Source organism: Rossellomorea aquimaris (assembly GCF_008180865.1).
GTDB classification, from domain to species: Bacteria; Bacillota; Bacilli; order Bacillales; family Bacillaceae_B; genus Rossellomorea; species Rossellomorea yichunensis.
This window is the reverse complement of sequence record NZ_VTEX01000002.1, coordinates 35,707-51,128: the sequence shown is the minus strand read 5'-3', so window position 1 is coordinate 51,128 and position 15,422 is coordinate 35,707. Positions and strand designations below refer to the sequence as shown.

Genomic DNA, 15,422 nt, shown 5'->3' with positions numbered 1-15,422 from the left:
ACTTTCTCCCCCTAATGTTGCTTTGGAATACTAATCGTAAACAATGTGCCCCCAAGTTCACTATTTTCCACTGTCATGTAACCGTTCAGATGCTCCACACTTCGTTGCACCAGGTGAAGACCGATGCCTCTGTCTTTGCCGGCTTTTGTGGAATAGCCCCTTTCAAATATTGAGTCTATATCCTGGATTCCTGCACCGCTGTCTTCTATTTCAAAAATGAAATCATCACCTAAATCAGTCATAAACAATTGAACCAGCCTGTAATGCAATGGCTGGGACAAGACTTCTTCAAAGGCATTATCAAGAATGTTCCCAATGATGGTAATCAATTTTTCCTGCTGCACATCTATAAGTGGCATTGTAATTGAGCTATCAGGATGGATCGAGAACGAGACCTTCAACTCTTGAGACCGATTATACTTTCCAATGATCAGGCCTGCCAAGACAGGGTCAGGTACCGCTTTCAATAGAAATTGAATTAAGTCTTCATATCCAGAGGATTCCTCCTGTATGAGGGCTAATGCCTCTTCATGATGGTGAAGTTGAATGAGACCTGCAATCGTATTCAGTTTGTTTCTGTATTCATGTGTCTGTGAGCGCAATATGCCTGCATATTCTTGAACCTGAGAAAGTTCTTTAGTGAGCTGATCGATTTCATCTTTTCTCCTGAAACTGGCTACCACCCCGACGATTTCGTCCTCTTCAAATATAGGGAGCCTGTTGACGATGAGGTCATGATGATTTAATGAAATCTCATCATCGAGCTGGCTTTCTCGAGTTTCCAGGACATCCATCATTTTCGTATCGGGAATGACTTCTAGAATATGTCTCCCCCTATTGGAGGATTGATGATCAAGAGCCAGGATACTGTGGGCTTTAGCATTGATTTCCGTAATCGATCCATGTTGATCGATTGCAATGATTCCTTCCCGGACTGATTCGATGATGGCCCGCTTTTCCTTGAACTGCATGGCAATTTCAGCAGGTTCCAAACCGAAGATCGCCTTTTTGATTCCTTTCCCAATGAAAAATGAACCTATGATTCCAATTAATAGGATGACGGTGACGAGTATCAGTACCTTAGTACGATAGGGAATGACAATATCACGGATCCTGTCTTCAAGAAACCCGACTGACACTACCCCAATGATTTCGTTTTTGGAATTTCTTATGGGAACCTTTCCTCTAACAGATGGTCCTAATGATCCCTTTGCATGAGAAACATAAGATTCACCCCTTATTAAGGCTCTTTCGTTGTCTCCACCGACCATCTTTTTTCCGAGCCGTTCAGACATGGGATGAGAGTAGCGAACAGAGTCTCTATTGCCGACAACAATAAAGGTGGCCCCTGTTTCTTTTCGAATATCTTCTACCAGGGGCTGGATGATGTCTTCCGGCTGATTTGCATTAAAGGCCTCGATGACAGCCGGCATCTTGGATACAGATTGTGCCACTGCCAGTGCTTGTTTCCCTTTCAAGTCCGTTAATGTATCGGACAGCATCCTGAAAAAGATGAGTGATAAGGATAAAATCAATAATGAAAGAAGTGCTAATACAATAACGATAATCTTGGATTGAAGTGAGAACTTTTTCATTGCAGGTTCCTTCTTTTCGGAAAATTCTATTATTACTAGAATAAAAGAGTTGATCGGTTTGTACAAGGGGAGATGAGAATCTACTGTAGTTGAGTTTTAAACATACAACAAGTGGTATATGAAACATAGTACATGTAAGAGGAGGATTCAAACGTTTTGGCAAGCATCGTTACAATCGGAGCCATCATTTTCATCCTGGTAAACTTAATCTATTTCTTTAAAGATAAGCATTTCAAATACAGTTATTTTAGTACAACGCTTTTTTATAAGCTGTTTTTCGTACTTCTCAGTATCATGATCGCATTTGCTGTACTCTATTATGCCCTGTCGTTTGAGAATCCGATGCTGCGTGTCAGTTCACCCAGCGGCAAGCCGGTAGAGCATACGTTTCTCAATTATCTCTATTATAGCGGGGTGACGATCCTGTCTGTCGGGTACGGTGATTATATCCCGACAGGACATATACGATTCTTTGCACTGCTTGAAGCAGCCATAGGATTGCTGCTTCCGACAGCTTATTTCATGAAGGTTTTGGAGTCGAAGGGAAAAGAGAATAAGGAGAATGAATAGAAGAGAGGATCTGACTTTGGTGTGAGCGTATACTTCACAAATGTCAGGTTCTTTTTGTTCCTTGCCAGCTTCTTTCATCATGAATAGAATAGAGAGGAAATGAAGGGTTAAAAAGGAGTGGCCGTAATAAAGAAAATGAAGAAAATGATTTATATATTATTAGGTTTGTTATTTATGGGAATCGGGATTGTAGGCATCGTACTGCCTCTAATACCAACAACTCCACTTTTGTTGTTAGCATCCTTTTTCTTTGTAAGGGGATCCGAACGATTTGAGGTTTGGTTTAAAAGTACCAGTGTATATAAGAAGCATTTAGAAGGTTTTATTCGTCACCGATCCATGACACTGCGCCAGAAGGTTACGCTGCTGATTTTTTCAGACATCATGATTCTCATACCGTTGATTTTATCGGATAGTCTGATAGTGAAAGTAATCCTGAGTTTGATCATTGTGTATAAGTATTATTATTTTATATTTATGATAAGGACTGTAGCAGTTCGGGGGGATGGACAGTGATGTGGTCATGGAGACTAGTTAATTTATCTCCAAAAAATAGCGTGTACCAGGTACAAATGACATCCATTGTTACCTGGTACACGCTATGAGTCAACTCCATTACATCCACAAATTCGGCTTCACGACCATAAACCATAGCATAGCCAGTAGAAGGATTAGATAAATCCAAACGGTCCGATTCAATTTCCCCACCAGCCATTCCCGGTCAGCGTCATCTTCTCCAAATTTCCGTAGTGTCGGTGAGAACGCTCTTGCGAGAAAGAACAGGGAGCAGAACATAATGACAAGGGTCATGATGATCCATGGTGTACTCCACGTCCAAGGTCCGAGTAGCACCAGGAGGATTCCCGTTCCGACGAGCACATGTCCCGAATGCTTGGAAAGTTGGACCGTGAAGCGGAACGTGTCCAAGTACGATGGTAACACGGAATCAGAAGCGGTCCGTAGTTTTTTCATCATCGGCAATAGAACGAAAAATGGGCCTATGGAAGCCACGACGCTGATCACATGCAGGTATATGAGCGTTCTGTATAATAAATGCTCCATCCGTTGTACTCTATTCGTTCACTAATGTGAATTCGTGCACCCAGACTTTCATGCTCGGGTGCCATGGCATGCCTGGGTGATAAGAGAGGATGGCTTCTTTATATTCCTCAACAGTATTAAACCCTTCCTGCTTGGCATGATCATCTGTCAGCTCACCAAGTGATTGGGAGTAGACGCTTTCTACTATGTATTTCTTTCCTTGAAGCTCCATGATTTCTCCAATATCAGCGTATCGTCCGTTTCTGCGGGTCGCCGTTTTCTCACCCTTAATCACTTTCTCAACGTCCTCAGCTTTAGTTACCAGACGGTCGATCGTACACGTTTTTGGCGGTAGTTGTTGATTTGTCATTTTACAAAACCCCTTTCGACCTTTAACTATAGCATAGTCCGGGTTGGGGAAGATGGTGGATTACAAAAATTGTTTCACGATTCGAAGTTATTTCCTGGCAGGGAACTTTATGGGGTGCTATGATGGGTGAATACTAAATACAGAAAGAAGGCCTCAGGGAGAAGTGAAAAAGTGGCAAACGTATTTGATACTTGTGTTCATCATGTTGATTTGGGGCTTTAATGTTCCTGCACTAAAGGTTCTGGTGAGTGAATTTAAGCCTGTAACGATTACATCACTCCGCATCTTCACTGCAGGGATTACCGTATTTATCATTCTTGGTATTATGAGGAAAATAAGAAAACCAACGGCTAAAGAGTTATTGTTCATTATCTCGGGTGGCTTGTTGAATGTAGTCAGTCATCATTATTTTTTATCGGTTGGTTTAACAGGCACGTCATCGACAAACGGTGGTCTCATATTGGGAACCGGTCCGCTGTTGACTGCTTTAATGGCAACCATTATCCTGCGAAACCGGCCTACAGTGATTAAAATCCTCGGGTTTCTGTCTGGTAGTGTCGGGGTTGCGATCATTGTGTTATCAGGCGGAGAGGGATTAGCCGGACTAAAGACCGGGGATCTGTTTATCTTTATCTCGATTTTTTCACAGGCCTTAAGCTTCATTATCATCAGCCGGGCAGCCAAAACGTTGGACCCCCGATTACTTACGGGGTATATGCTGGTGTTTGGTTCCATTGTCTTGTTTGCGATCAGTCTGGTCACAGAGCCGGGGGCATTAAAAGAACTGGGGAGTGCCCCAAGCTCCATATGGCTTTTATTCTTTGCTTCTGCCATTTTAGCAACGGCAGTAGGGCACATGATTTACAACCATTCAATTGGAAAAATTGGAGCCGCCGAAACATCGATTTTCCTGAATCTCAATACCTTTTTCTCCCTCGTAGGAGCTGCCATTTTTCTTAATGAAACCGTGACGTTTTATCACCTGATCGGATTGGTGTTCATCGTGCTTGGAGTAGTGTGTGGATCCGGTACACTTGAAGAAATCGTCATTAGAAGAAAGCAAAAGAGATTCCTTGAAGGAAAACAGAGACATCTGATGTAGATGGCTCTGTTTTTTTTGTGAATCTTTTCAGCTTAATTAATGCGCATGCTCAGCATATCCTTCGCTTGTTAAGCTCATACTGTAATAAACGATTTTCAAGGGTGGTTACCAATGATATATATTTATAATGACTTTGGTGGAACTCATACAACTTCCCTGGCAGCTGCCTATCATCTGCGTCTCTTAAAACTTTCAGAACTGACAAAAAATGACATTCTTTCTGTTCCTTATTTCAACCAGCTAACAAAAAAAGAAGCGGGACAAATCCTCTATCGCGGGGTGGATGAAGAGAATAATCCCGTGTATACAATTGGAAGGAGATCTTCAAAGTATGTCGTTCCTGCACTAATTGATTTATGTACAATCCTGCTTAGAAGATATGGAGAAAAGGAGAAAGTCATCATTTCAAACACCTCGCCGACTGTTCCTCCCCTCATGACAGCCGGGGGATTCCTATCAAGGGAGCTGGGAATTGATTCGATAGGCGTTCCCCTTCTCGTGAAAGGGGCACAGCAATGCCACGATCTCATCTATCATCTCGTTGAGGAAACGAAACAAGTTTCCAAAGCTTCTCATGAGCAGGTAGTTGTGATGGAAAATAAAAAATATCAATATCAAATTGGAAAAAAGAATATATTATAGAAAAAATAAATAGTATAATAAGTAAATAATACTAGGTAAAAGGTTGGTCTAGGTGAAATTCAGGGCGAACCGGTTAGAATCATACATAAAGGTAATACTACAGTGAAAACGGAGGTGTCGACATTGGAAGGTAAACCATTTCACTATGATGGCAGTCACCATTTCGCAACAGGGGAAGCACAAGAAAACACTCCATTTGAATTAACAGATGAGATGAGAAGAAATATCGGGGGAAACCCTTTTGAAGCAGCAGGAGAAGATGAGTGAATAATCACTTGCCCTGCTCAAAACGGGATGTTGTCTATCAGACAGCATTCTTTTTTTTTGAAATGATCAAACATGGGATAATTCCTTCTTTTTCTCACAAGATAATAGAGTGAAAAATATGAGTGAAGGATGGATGAAGAATGGCAAAAGTACTATATATTACGGCACATCCCCATGATGATACTCAATCGTACAGCATGGCGGTAGCGAAAGCATTTATGGATACATACAAAGAAGTGAATCCTGACGATCAAGTGCTTCACATTGATTTGTACCGTGAACATATTCCCCATATTGATGCTGATGTGTTTAGTGGATGGGGAAAACTGCAAACTGGAAAAGGATTTGAGGAGCTTTCATCAGAAGAAAAGTCGAAAGTGAATCGTCTGAATGAGTTATCAGAACAATTTATTTCTGCAGATAAATATGTGTTCGTTACACCATTATGGAATTTCTCCTTTCCGCCGGTGATGAAAGCGTATATTGACTCTGTAGCGGTTGCCGGTAAATCGTTTAAGTATACGGAACAGGGACCGGTCGGATTACTGACAGATAAAAAAGCTATTCATATCCAGGCACGAGGCGGCATTTACTCAGAGGGACCTGCAGCCGGTATGGAAATGGGGAATCGTTATCTGGAAATCATCATGCAATTTTTCGGCGTACCTTCCTTCGAGGGGGTGTTTGTGGAGGGGCATGCGGCGATGCCTGATAAAGCCCAAGAGATCAAAGAGAATGCCATTGCAAGAGCGAAGGATGCCGCTCATACATTTTAAACAAAGGGAAGAGCCTGAACATATGCGTTCAGGCTCTCTTATTATACAATTGTAGGCTTCTCAATCTTATTTCCTTTCGGCTCAGGGACGAAGGCAAGAATCACAAGTCCTATGATAAAGAGGACGACGAGACTGAATACGCCGCTATTGGATTCACCTGTCACTTGGGCTGTGACGGCCACTAACAATGGTCCGAGGATTGAGGCGAATTTACCAAAGATATTATAGAAGCCAAAGAATTCATTGGCATTTTTCTTCGGAATTAATTTTGCAAAGTATGCCCGGCTCAATGCCTGGATGCCACCTTGGGAAGAAGCGACGAGCATAGCAAGGATCCAGAAGTCCATTGTGGTCTCTAAGAAGTATGCATAAATGCAAACGATGATATAAACGAAAATCCCTACATACAACATCTTTTTCCCCGTGAATTTCTCTGCCAGCCTCCCGTAAAGAATAGCAAAAGGTCCAGCCACCACCTGAGTAACAAACAGGATGATCAAGAGATTAGTGGGTGTGATCCCGAGATCCGTTCCATAGGCAGTGGACATCGTAATGATGGTTCCGACTCCGTCGATATAAAAGAAATAAGCAAGAAGAAACAAAAATAGTGCACGATATTTCCTGATTTCTTTCATCGTTTTACCGAGACGTTTAAAGCTATTGGCAACGGGGTTCTTTTCACGCTCGATAAAGTAGCGCTGATGGACATTTTTTATTAAGGGGATGGCAAAGAGTCCCCACCATAAAGCAGTAATGATGAACGCGATTTTGCTGGCGATGGTAACGGAGAAAGGCAGTACCCCATTTTGAGATAATATGATGATGGCGATACTTATGATAAACGGAATCGTGCTCCCGATATACCCGAATCCAAATCCACGGGATGACACCCTGTTCATTCGCTCTTCTGTCGATACGTCGGTTAAAAAAGCATCATAGAAAACATTGGAACCAGCTGAACCGACCGCTGCCACTGTATAAAAAATTAACAGAAGCAGCCACTGATCACTTGGAACGAAAGCAAGCAGGGCAGTAAATGTAACACCGAGGACAAAGAAGAAGGTGAAAAATTTCTTCTTGTAGCCTTCATAATCGGCAATCGTTCCCAGAATCGGACCGATCATAGCGAGGATAAAGGTGGCAATCGCAATGGTGTACCCTAAATAAGCAGTTGAATTGGCGGCACTGACCCCTGCATTAGTAGCGGCAGCCTTATAAAAAAGCGGAAATACGGCTGTCGAAATGATAATGGAATACGCTGAGTTTGCCCAATCATAAAAGATCCAGCTGCTTTCTTCTTTTGAAAAACGCTTCATTGTTTTTCCCCCTAAGGAAACAAAATCTCTTCTTTATATATCCAGCAAATCATCAATCACTTTTCCATCTGTTGCACCAAGGCTAAGGCCGAGAAGGCGTGCCAGTGTTGGGCCTTCATCTACTAAATGCATAAAAGGAATTTCAACATGTGAACGGATCCCTTTCCCTGAAGCCATGAAGATAGTGGAGTAGTCTTCTTTTTCAGGAGAGTATCCATGAGATCCATACGTATAACGCTTTTCTTTCACATCCTCCGGGTTGATGGTGTGAATGAAGGATCCTTCTAACGTATCTTTAAAGTAAAAACCGTGTCGTGCTTCAAGCATAAACGAACAGTGTTCATCTGCTCCTTTTCTCCCGGCTTCTTCGCCAGTGAGTATGTCTTCAATTCCGTTAGAAGGGTTACTTTGGAGCTCGTAAACAAGGGATCTGACAACCTCCATCGTTTTCTCATCCTTTGTGTACACGTAAGCCGATCCATCACATCCTTTGCAATATGCTTTCCAATCGGTTACCTTTCCCCTGGCATTCACTGTGATTAACCCATTTTCCTTGAAAAGGACGTTCAATTGAATAGCCTTCGATTCATCCAGTGCACTATGATCTCCAAGAGCGACAATGGTTGACTTATCATAAATGCCGTTTTCCTTTAATGCCCGGATGATTTTCCCTAAACGGGCATCATGACGACGAATGGCAGCATGTGCTTCTTCTGAAGAAAAACCATGGTAATGACGTTGTGTATCAAGGTCGGTAAAGTGGACAAGCAATAGGCTGGGTTTCTTTTTGATTGTTTCTACCGTCGATTCCAGAACGAAGTCATCAAGCTCCGGTTGATTAAGACCATTACGGATATGACCAAAGAGACGGTTCATGTGTAATTGATAGAGAGGACTGCCATTGAAAAGGGAAACAAGAATTTGGTTATGCCATGAGCGATTGGCGAAAATCTCGGGCATATTATAATCAATATCCCCTTTGGCTGTAACAGGCCACAGAAGAGCTGCTGTGGTCATCCGGGCTTTCTTTGCTTCATCATATAAGGTGGTACCTTTAATAGCGCTTCGATGCCAATGCCAATCAGGAGAAACACGACCTGGCTGAAGGAGAGTATTGTTTACAACACCATGGCGATTAGGGTACTTACCGGTGACGATTGTTGCATGACAAGGGTATGTCACAGAAGGGTAAATGGTCTCGACATTTTTGCAGAAGGACCCGTAAGAAAGTAATTGTTGAAAGTGGGGAAGACCTTTTAGAATCGGGTAATCCAAAGCAGACAAGCAATCGAAAGAAATGACAATCAGGTGATCCGTAAGACGAGTCATAATGGCCTCCAGCTTTCGCGTAGGATTGTACTATATACCTATTAATATAGCAGAACATTCAGAATAAAAATATGAAATTTCGATTATGCTTGTTAATGAATCGTAAAGACGGAGATTTACATAAAAAAACAGAGATGGTAAAAACCTCCCTGCCTTTAGTTAAACTATCATTTAAATCTTCACTTTTTCTCCGATTCGACTATCTTGCTTCACATCCAGGCTACCTGAATATTCAACCGTATCGATGTCACAATTCTCCCCGATTACAACATTTTTACCGCGAACCAGTTTAGCCTTTGTGTTCTCAAGATACACCTCGTCACCTTCGATCAGATATGAAAATAAGTAATCTTCCTTTTGGAGAAAGAAGTTAACCACTTGTTTAATCAGTCCATTAGAGTTATGGTGTTTCACCGAAATCGTTTCGCCACCGATTTCTTTAATGGAGGATTCGTGATTGATTTCGATTTGAATCCGGTCAGCGTTGAGCAGTCCCTCGATATGAACCGAGCCGGAAGATGAGAAGGTTTCGACTTCACAATCCTTTTCAACTCTTAAAGAGCCGCTTGCTTTAATCGAACCCCCTTGAATCTTTCCTCCAACCTTACATGAACCGCTCACCTTGAAAGTCTTAAAGATAAGGTCTTTCAATACTTTGCTTGAACCGCTTGTGTTCATTTCAGCAGCCATCACCGAGCCTTCATACTTGGAGCTTCCACTTGTAGTAATCGTTTCTGCTTTTGTATCACCTTTAATGGTAGAAGAACCGCTCGTTTTAATGTATCCAGCTTTTACGTCACCTGAAATCGTCCCGGAACCTGAAATTTTAAGCTCGTGGCAGTCGATGTCGCCTGCGATTTTTCCGCTTCCACTTATCTTTACTGCATCAAATTTTCCTCCACCGGACGTACCGGATCCACTGATCTTCAAATCATGCAGTTCTTTCTTTTCCATTGTATTCATTCATTTCTCCTCCAATTCAGGGACGTTAGATCCCTTTTGTATTCGTCAACGTGATTTTCAATTCTTCCATCATCTGTTGTAGATCGAATCTCAATACGGTCCGTGTTAAATGGTCAACAAGCAAATCGGAATGTAGCGGAAGGAGCATCCATACATACTCCTCTTCTTTACGAAGACCAACAAGTTCAAGGGAAGAATCTTTTAGTGGAGTGAACTTCTCATGAAGAAAAAGAAATAAGGTTTGCAGTTCTTCACTTGGGACCTGTATTCTTTTCGCCTTCTCAATGATCAACATATTTAATAAATCAGGAAACTCAAATCCCTTTCTTACCGGTAGAAGTGTTGTGCAGAAGGATAAGGTATGTTCCGACAGAATGTTGTACGAAGGTAATTCATCTGCACTAATTTCAATCTTAGTTGGATTTGGTGAAAAGAAATCGGATAGTTCATCCAGTGAATAGTCATCTTTCATCTCTTTGATTGTATCGATACGTGAGAGCATTTTTTCCCTGGGAAAGAACGTTTCCTGACCAGTGAAGCTGGATTTCTTAATAAACCAACTCTCCGGAATAATGTTCTTTCGCTTCCAACGGTAAAGCTGGCCATACGAAATTCCGGTCAGTTCCAATACTTCCTTCTTAGATATAAGATCTGCCTCCAATGAGGGATCACCTCTTCTCTGTAACAAAACATTGTTACGTTACTTGATGAATAGTTTAACAGAACAATGTTACGTTAGTAAAGATGAATTTGTAAAATTTTCAAAAAAGATCTCACTCCAAACCATCCAATAAATGTTTAATTATGAGCATCTAGGGTACAAAACAAACAGAAATGTTTTACATAGTAAACATTAATAACCGTTGAGAGGGATGAAAAAATGGGAGACGATCGTCGTACGAAAGTGAATGAAAAGAGCAAGGATGAACAGCTTGAACAGTATCGCGTGGAGGACGAAGGTAAGCATCTTACAACCAATCAAGGATTGAAGGTATCAGAAGATGAGTTTTCATTGAAGGCAGGAGAACGGGGACCTACCTTAATGGAGGATTTCCACTTCCGGGAGAAGATGACTCACTTCGACCATGAGCGCATACCAGAACGGATTGTTCATGCACGAGGCTTCGCTGCACACGGAGAATTCGAACTTTATGACTCTATGAAAGAATACACCCGGGCTGAATTTCTTCAGGACACTTCAAAGAAAACCCCTGTCTTTGTACGTTTTTCAACTGTTGCCGGATCCAAAGGTTCTGCGGAAACAGTGCGTGATGCACGTGGATTTGCTACGAAATTTTATACGGAAGAAGGAAACTATGATCTCGTCGGAAACAATATTCCGGTGTTTTTCATTCAAGATGCGATTAAATTCCCGGATCTTGTTCATGCACTTAAACCGGAACCACATAATGAAATGCCCCAAGCAGCTTCTGCCCACGATACGTTCTGGGACTTTGTAGCGAATAACCAGGAGTCCGCTCATATGGTCATGTGGGCGATGTCCGATCGGGCCATTCCACGCAGTCTGCGTATGATGGAAGGCTTCGGTGTCCATACATTCCGCCTTGTGAATGACGAAGGGAAGGCCCATTTTGTGAAGTTCCACTGGAAGCCGGTACTGGGAACTCACTCTCTCGTTTGGGATGAGGCTCAGAAAATCAACGGGAAAGACCCGGATTTCCACCGCCGTGATTTGTATGAATCCATCGAAAATGGTGATTATCCAGAGTACGAGCTGGGAGTTCAGCTCATTAAGGAAGAAGATGAGTTTAACTTTGACTTTGATGTTCTTGATCCTACCAAGCTATGGCCTGAAGAAGAAGTTCCTGTGAAAATCGTTGGGAAAATGACCCTTAATCGGAATGTGGACAATGTGTTTGCAGAAACGGAGCAAGCAGCTTTCCATCCTGGTTCAGTTGTTCCCGGGATTGACTTCTCAAATGATCCATTATTACAAGGACGCTTATTCTCCTATACTGATACACAATTGATCCGACTCGGTGGGCCAAACTTCCACGAGCTTCCTATTAACCGACCTGTGTGTCCATTCCACAATAATCAGCGTGATGGATATGGCCGTCAAACGATTAACAAGGGTCAGGTGAGCTACCATAACAACTCACTTGCTAAAAATACACCAGCCCCTGCGAGTCAGGAAGAAGGAGGCTACACTCATTACCAGGAGAAGATGGAAGGGCGTAAAGTCCGGGCAAGAAGTGAAAGCTTCAAAGATCACTTCTCACAGGCTACTCTTTTCTGGAATAGCATGAGTGATCCTGAGAAAGAGCATATCATTCAAGCCTTCAGTTTCGAGCTTGGAAAAGTGAAGAGCAAATCGGTTCAACAGCAGGTAGTCGACATGTTTGCCAATGTAAGTCTGGATCTGGCAAAAGGCTTTGCAGAAGCGATAAGCGCGAAAGTTCCTAGCGGAGAAGGTTCAAAAGTAACCAAATCCTCTCCAGCCTTAAGCCAGGAAAATACGATCAAGAAACCTGCTACCCGTAAAGTAGGGGTCATCGTAGGAAACGGCTTTAAAGGGGAAGAGGTGAAAATGGTACTATCCGCTCTTAAAGAAGATGGCATCCAGCCGGAAATCATCAGTGACAAGCTGGGGATGAGAAAAGGGAATGATGGTACGGAGCTTGAAGTGGACCATACCTTCTTAACCGGGGAATCTGTATTATTTGATAGCCTTTACGTAGTAGGCGGAGAAAATGTAGATAATAAATTCTCTCAAGATACAACCTATTTTGTCAAAGAAGCGTATTCTCACTTCAAACCGATCGGTGCAACGCATGAAGGGATACACTGGTTGGAACAAGCGGGTGTCAGCGGCTCTGGTGTGATAACTGGGGAAGACATGAAGTCATTTGCAAAAGAGTTCACAGTAGCCATTGCCGAACATCGTCATTGGGATCGAGAGTTAGTATAAGATTGATGAGTAATACTCTCTTTTCTATATGAGAAAGACCAGATCTGTTGTTCAGGTCTGGTCTTTTTCATATATACTTCAAGTAAAATCCCACTTTTTCATCGTCAATATCAATCACTTGATTCTCATCGTTGCACCTACTATACTCTTCAATCAACAGGCAAATCAGCATTTGAAAATGAAAAAATTCCCATAAGCAAAAATCTTGAAAGTCAAAAAAGGTCAAAGTATACTATCTGTATAAGGTCAAAGAAAGTCAAACTAAGTTTAATCGAATGTTAAACACATTGACCTTATCCACAATACAATCAAAAAATTTATATGAAACTCTACTACAGGAGGTCATGTTTAATGAAATGCCAAGTTTGTCAACACAACCAAGCAACAGTTGAAGTCTATAAGCAAGTGAATGGTCACAAGTCCAGTATGAAGATGTGTTCAGCTTGCTTTCAAAAGCAGCAAACACCTTCTGGAATACATGGAGGATTTCCCCTTGATGAGTTGTTTAAAGGGATGAGCATGGGTGGAAACTCAAATCATGGCTTCCACAATCAGCAATCATCTCCACAAACCCAAGGTGGAAATGGAGGAAATGGCGTTCTTGATCAGTATGGACGCAATGTGACAGGGGCAGCCAAAGCTGGATTGATTGATCCTGTTATCGGCCGGGACAAAGAAGTGGACCGCGTCATTGAAATTTTAAATCGCCGTAATAAGAATAACCCGGTACTCATCGGTGAGCCCGGGGTGGGTAAAACGGCTATCGCTGAAGGGTTGGCCCTTAAAATCGTAGCAGGTGATGTGCCATCCAAATTATTAAATAAAGAAGTGTATGTAATGGATGTTGCTTCACTAACTGCCGGTACAGGGGTTCGCGGTTCTTTTGAAGAACGTTTAAAAGCCATCATCAGCGAACTTCAGAATAGAAAGAACGTGATGTTATTTATTGATGAGATTCATCAATTAGTTGGGGCGGGTTCCGCAGAAGGCTCCATGGACGCAGGAAACATTCTAAAACCTGCTTTAGCCCGGGGTGATTTGCAAGTAATCGGGGCTACGACATTGAAGGAGTACCGCCAAATTGAAAAAGACGCAGCACTTGAGCGTCGTTTCCAGCCAGTCTTGGTCAATGAGCCGACAACTGAAGAAGCTATTGAGATCCTTAGAGGATTAAAAGACAAATATGAAAACTATCATGGAGTCGAGTTTACAGACGAGGCAATTGAGGATTGTGTAAAACTATCCCATCGATATATTCAGGATCGATTCTTACCGGATAAGGCCATTGATTTAATGGATGAAGCAGGTTCTAAAGTCAATCTGCAGTCAGAGGGGAAAGACAAGACTGCCCTTCTTAAAAAATTGAACGATGTAAGAGAGAAGAAGGATCTGGCAACAAAAGAAGAGAACTATGAACAAGCTGCCATCCTTCGCGATCAAGAAGCAGAATTAGAAAGACAAGTTAGTGAAGGTGGGTCAGACTCTAAAGCACTTGTAGAAAGAGAACTGATCCAGACGATCGTTGAATCGAAAACGGGTATTCCTGTCGGGAAGCTGCAAAGCGATGATCGTAAGCGAATGAAAGCACTGGAAGAAAACCTGGCGGGTAAAGTAATCGGACAGGAAGAAGCAGTAAAGAAAGTAGCGAAAGCGATCCGCCGCAGCCGTGCAGGATTGAAAGCGAAGCATCGTCCAATCGGCACTTTCCTCTTTGTAGGACCAACAGGTGTAGGTAAAACAGAATTAACGAAAACACTGGCAGAAGAGTTATTCGGATCTAAGGATTCGATGCTTCGATTAGACATGAGTGAGTATATGGAAAAACACTCTGTTTCAAAACTGATCGGTTCACCTCCAGGTTATGTAGGCCATGAGGAATCCGGTCAATTGACTGAAAAGGTAAGAAGAAACCCTTATTCAATCATTCTCCTGGATGAAATCGAGAAAGCCCATCCGGATGTTCAGCATATGTTCCTGCAAATTCTTGAAGATGGACGTCTCACCGACAGTCAAGGTAGAACGGTCAGCTTTAAAGAGACTGTGATCATCATGACAAGTAACGCAGGTGTGACGGACAAGAAGGAAGCAGTGGTCGGTTTTAACACAGGTGGCACAGATGCTATTAAAGAAACGACTATTCTTCAATCACTGGGTGCCTACTTTAAGCCTGAGTTCCTGAACCGTTTTGACAGCATCATTGAATTTGAATCTCTTGACAAAGGAGAGCTTCTTCAAATTCTTGACCTTATGCTCGACGAGTTGAAGGTTGAACTTAAAGAACAGGGGATTACTGTAACCATCGACGAAGATGCGAAGAGTAAACTCGTTGAACTGGGATATCATCCTGAATTCGGTGCACGCCCATTACGTCGTGTGATCCAGGAAAGAGTGGAAGATAAAATTGCTGATTTACTTCTTGATGAAGACGGCATAACGAACGTAGTCATTTCACTCGAAAACGACGAGATCATTGTTAAATAGGAAAAGAAGCATCCTTTGATGGGTGCTTCTTTTTTCTA

At 42.3% G+C, this 15,422-nt stretch carries 15 protein-coding genes; 8 read left to right on the top strand and 7 right to left on the bottom strand.

The genetic code is table 11. From position 1 onward, the window contains the following. Positions 1 to 11: 11 nt before the first annotated feature. On the bottom strand, positions 12 to 1,595 hold the full coding sequence (locus tag FZC88_RS07850; RefSeq protein WP_148994348.1) for an ATP-binding protein: 1,584 nt from the start codon (positions 1,593 to 1,595) through the stop codon (positions 12 to 14). A 156-nt stretch (positions 1,596 to 1,751) separates the two neighbouring features. Here FZC88_RS07850 and FZC88_RS07845 point away from each other — a divergent pair, with 156 nt between their 5' ends. Together FZC88_RS07845 and FZC88_RS07840 are read left to right on the top strand one after the other, a co-directional pair. Next, positions 1,752 to 2,165, top strand: a complete 414-nt coding sequence (locus tag FZC88_RS07845) for a potassium channel family protein (RefSeq protein ID WP_148968084.1) — start codon at positions 1,752 to 1,754, stop codon at positions 2,163 to 2,165. Between the two features lie 117 nt (positions 2,166 to 2,282). After that, complete coding sequence (locus tag FZC88_RS07840) at positions 2,283 to 2,681, top strand: YbaN family protein (protein WP_262371793.1); 399 nt, start codon at positions 2,283 to 2,285, stop codon at positions 2,679 to 2,681. Positions 2,682 to 2,780: 99 nt separating this feature from the next. On the opposite strand, the gene FZC88_RS07835 is transcribed toward FZC88_RS07840, so the two are convergent. Together FZC88_RS07835 and FZC88_RS07830 are read right to left on the bottom strand one after the other, a co-directional pair. Beyond that, positions 2,781 to 3,227 (bottom strand): hypothetical protein, encoded by a 447-nt coding sequence (locus FZC88_RS07835; RefSeq protein ID WP_148994347.1) that lies wholly within the window; start codon positions 3,225 to 3,227, stop codon positions 2,781 to 2,783. 10 nt (positions 3,228 to 3,237) lie between these two features. Then, entirely contained in the window at positions 3,238 to 3,576 is a 339-nt protein-coding gene (locus FZC88_RS07830; protein ID WP_148968086.1) for an ASCH domain-containing protein, read from the bottom strand. 163 nt (positions 3,577 to 3,739) lie between these two features. Between FZC88_RS07830 and FZC88_RS07825 the strand changes: the two genes are divergently transcribed. The 4 genes from FZC88_RS07825 to FZC88_RS07815 all read left to right on the top strand — a co-directional run bounded on the left by FZC88_RS07825 (position 3,740) and on the right by FZC88_RS07815 (position 6,363). Beyond that, the gene (locus FZC88_RS07825; RefSeq protein ID WP_148994346.1) at positions 3,740 to 4,678 is read left to right on the top strand and encodes a DMT family transporter; all 939 of its coding nucleotides are present in this window, start codon (positions 3,740 to 3,742) and stop codon (positions 4,676 to 4,678) included. Between the two features lie 111 nt (positions 4,679 to 4,789). Beyond that, positions 4,790 to 5,320: a DUF3189 family protein gene (locus FZC88_RS07820; RefSeq protein WP_148994345.1), complete on the top strand. Its 531-nt coding sequence runs from the start codon at positions 4,790 to 4,792 to the stop codon at positions 5,318 to 5,320. A 123-nt stretch (positions 5,321 to 5,443) separates the two neighbouring features. Then, on the top strand, positions 5,444 to 5,587 hold the full coding sequence (locus FZC88_RS23940; RefSeq protein WP_187443545.1) for a hypothetical protein: 144 nt from the start codon (positions 5,444 to 5,446) through the stop codon (positions 5,585 to 5,587). A 140-nt stretch (positions 5,588 to 5,727) separates the two neighbouring features. Then, positions 5,728 to 6,363 (top strand): FMN-dependent NADH-azoreductase, encoded by a 636-nt coding sequence (locus FZC88_RS07815; RefSeq protein WP_148994344.1) that lies wholly within the window; start codon positions 5,728 to 5,730, stop codon positions 6,361 to 6,363. 41 nt (positions 6,364 to 6,404) lie between these two features. Here FZC88_RS07815 and FZC88_RS07810 read toward each other — a convergent pair whose 3' ends face one another. The 4 genes from FZC88_RS07810 to FZC88_RS07795 all read right to left on the bottom strand — a co-directional run bounded on the left by FZC88_RS07810 (position 6,405) and on the right by FZC88_RS07795 (position 10,632). After that, positions 6,405 to 7,679, bottom strand: coding sequence for an MFS transporter (locus tag FZC88_RS07810; protein WP_148994343.1), 1,275 nt, complete (start codon positions 7,677 to 7,679; stop codon positions 6,405 to 6,407). 33 nt (positions 7,680 to 7,712) lie between these two features. After that, complete coding sequence (locus FZC88_RS07805; protein ID WP_148994342.1) at positions 7,713 to 9,011, bottom strand: alkaline phosphatase family protein; 1,299 nt, start codon at positions 9,009 to 9,011, stop codon at positions 7,713 to 7,715. A 168-nt stretch (positions 9,012 to 9,179) separates the two neighbouring features. Beyond that, the gene (locus tag FZC88_RS07800) at positions 9,180 to 9,971 is read right to left on the bottom strand and encodes a polymer-forming cytoskeletal protein (RefSeq protein WP_148994341.1); all 792 of its coding nucleotides are present in this window, start codon (positions 9,969 to 9,971) and stop codon (positions 9,180 to 9,182) included. Between the two features lie 25 nt (positions 9,972 to 9,996). Continuing rightward, positions 9,997 to 10,632, bottom strand: a complete 636-nt coding sequence (locus tag FZC88_RS07795; RefSeq protein ID WP_148994340.1) for a DUF4004 family protein — start codon at positions 10,630 to 10,632, stop codon at positions 9,997 to 9,999. A gap of 219 nt (positions 10,633 to 10,851) precedes the next feature. On the opposite strand from FZC88_RS07795, the gene FZC88_RS07790 reads away from it, so the two are divergent. Together FZC88_RS07790 and FZC88_RS07785 are read left to right on the top strand one after the other, a co-directional pair. After that, positions 10,852 to 12,903 (top strand): catalase, encoded by a 2,052-nt coding sequence (locus FZC88_RS07790; RefSeq protein ID WP_148994339.1) that lies wholly within the window; start codon positions 10,852 to 10,854, stop codon positions 12,901 to 12,903. Positions 12,904 to 13,254: 351 nt separating this feature from the next. Then, the gene (locus FZC88_RS07785; RefSeq protein WP_148994338.1) at positions 13,255 to 15,384 is read left to right on the top strand and encodes an ATP-dependent Clp protease ATP-binding subunit; all 2,130 of its coding nucleotides are present in this window, start codon (positions 13,255 to 13,257) and stop codon (positions 15,382 to 15,384) included. The last annotated feature ends 38 nt before the right edge of the window (positions 15,385 to 15,422 follow it).

Excerpts from the sequence above, each read along its gene's own strand:
- FZC88_RS07850 (WP_148994348.1), bottom strand. The coding sequence starts at position 1,595 with ATGAAAAAGTTCTCACTTCAATCCAAGATTATCGTTATTGTATTAGCA.
- FZC88_RS07835 (WP_148994347.1), bottom strand. The coding sequence starts at position 3,227 with ATGGAGCATTTATTATACAGAACGCTCATATACCTGCATGTGATCAGC.
- FZC88_RS07830 (WP_148968086.1), bottom strand. The coding sequence starts at position 3,576 with ATGACAAATCAACAACTACCGCCAAAAACGTGTACGATCGACCGTCTG.
- FZC88_RS07820 (WP_148994345.1), top strand. The coding sequence starts at position 4,790 with ATGATATATATTTATAATGACTTTGGTGGAACTCATACAACTTCCCTG.
- FZC88_RS07815 (WP_148994344.1), top strand. The coding sequence starts at position 5,728 with ATGGCAAAAGTACTATATATTACGGCACATCCCCATGATGATACTCAA.
- FZC88_RS07810 (WP_148994343.1), bottom strand. The coding sequence starts at position 7,679 with ATGAAGCGTTTTTCAAAAGAAGAAAGCAGCTGGATCTTTTATGATTGG.
- FZC88_RS07800 (WP_148994341.1), bottom strand. The coding sequence starts at position 9,971 with ATGAATACAATGGAAAAGAAAGAACTGCATGATTTGAAGATCAGTGGA.
- FZC88_RS07790 (WP_148994339.1), top strand. The coding sequence starts at position 10,852 with ATGGGAGACGATCGTCGTACGAAAGTGAATGAAAAGAGCAAGGATGAA.
- FZC88_RS07785 (WP_148994338.1), top strand. The coding sequence starts at position 13,255 with ATGAAATGCCAAGTTTGTCAACACAACCAAGCAACAGTTGAAGTCTAT.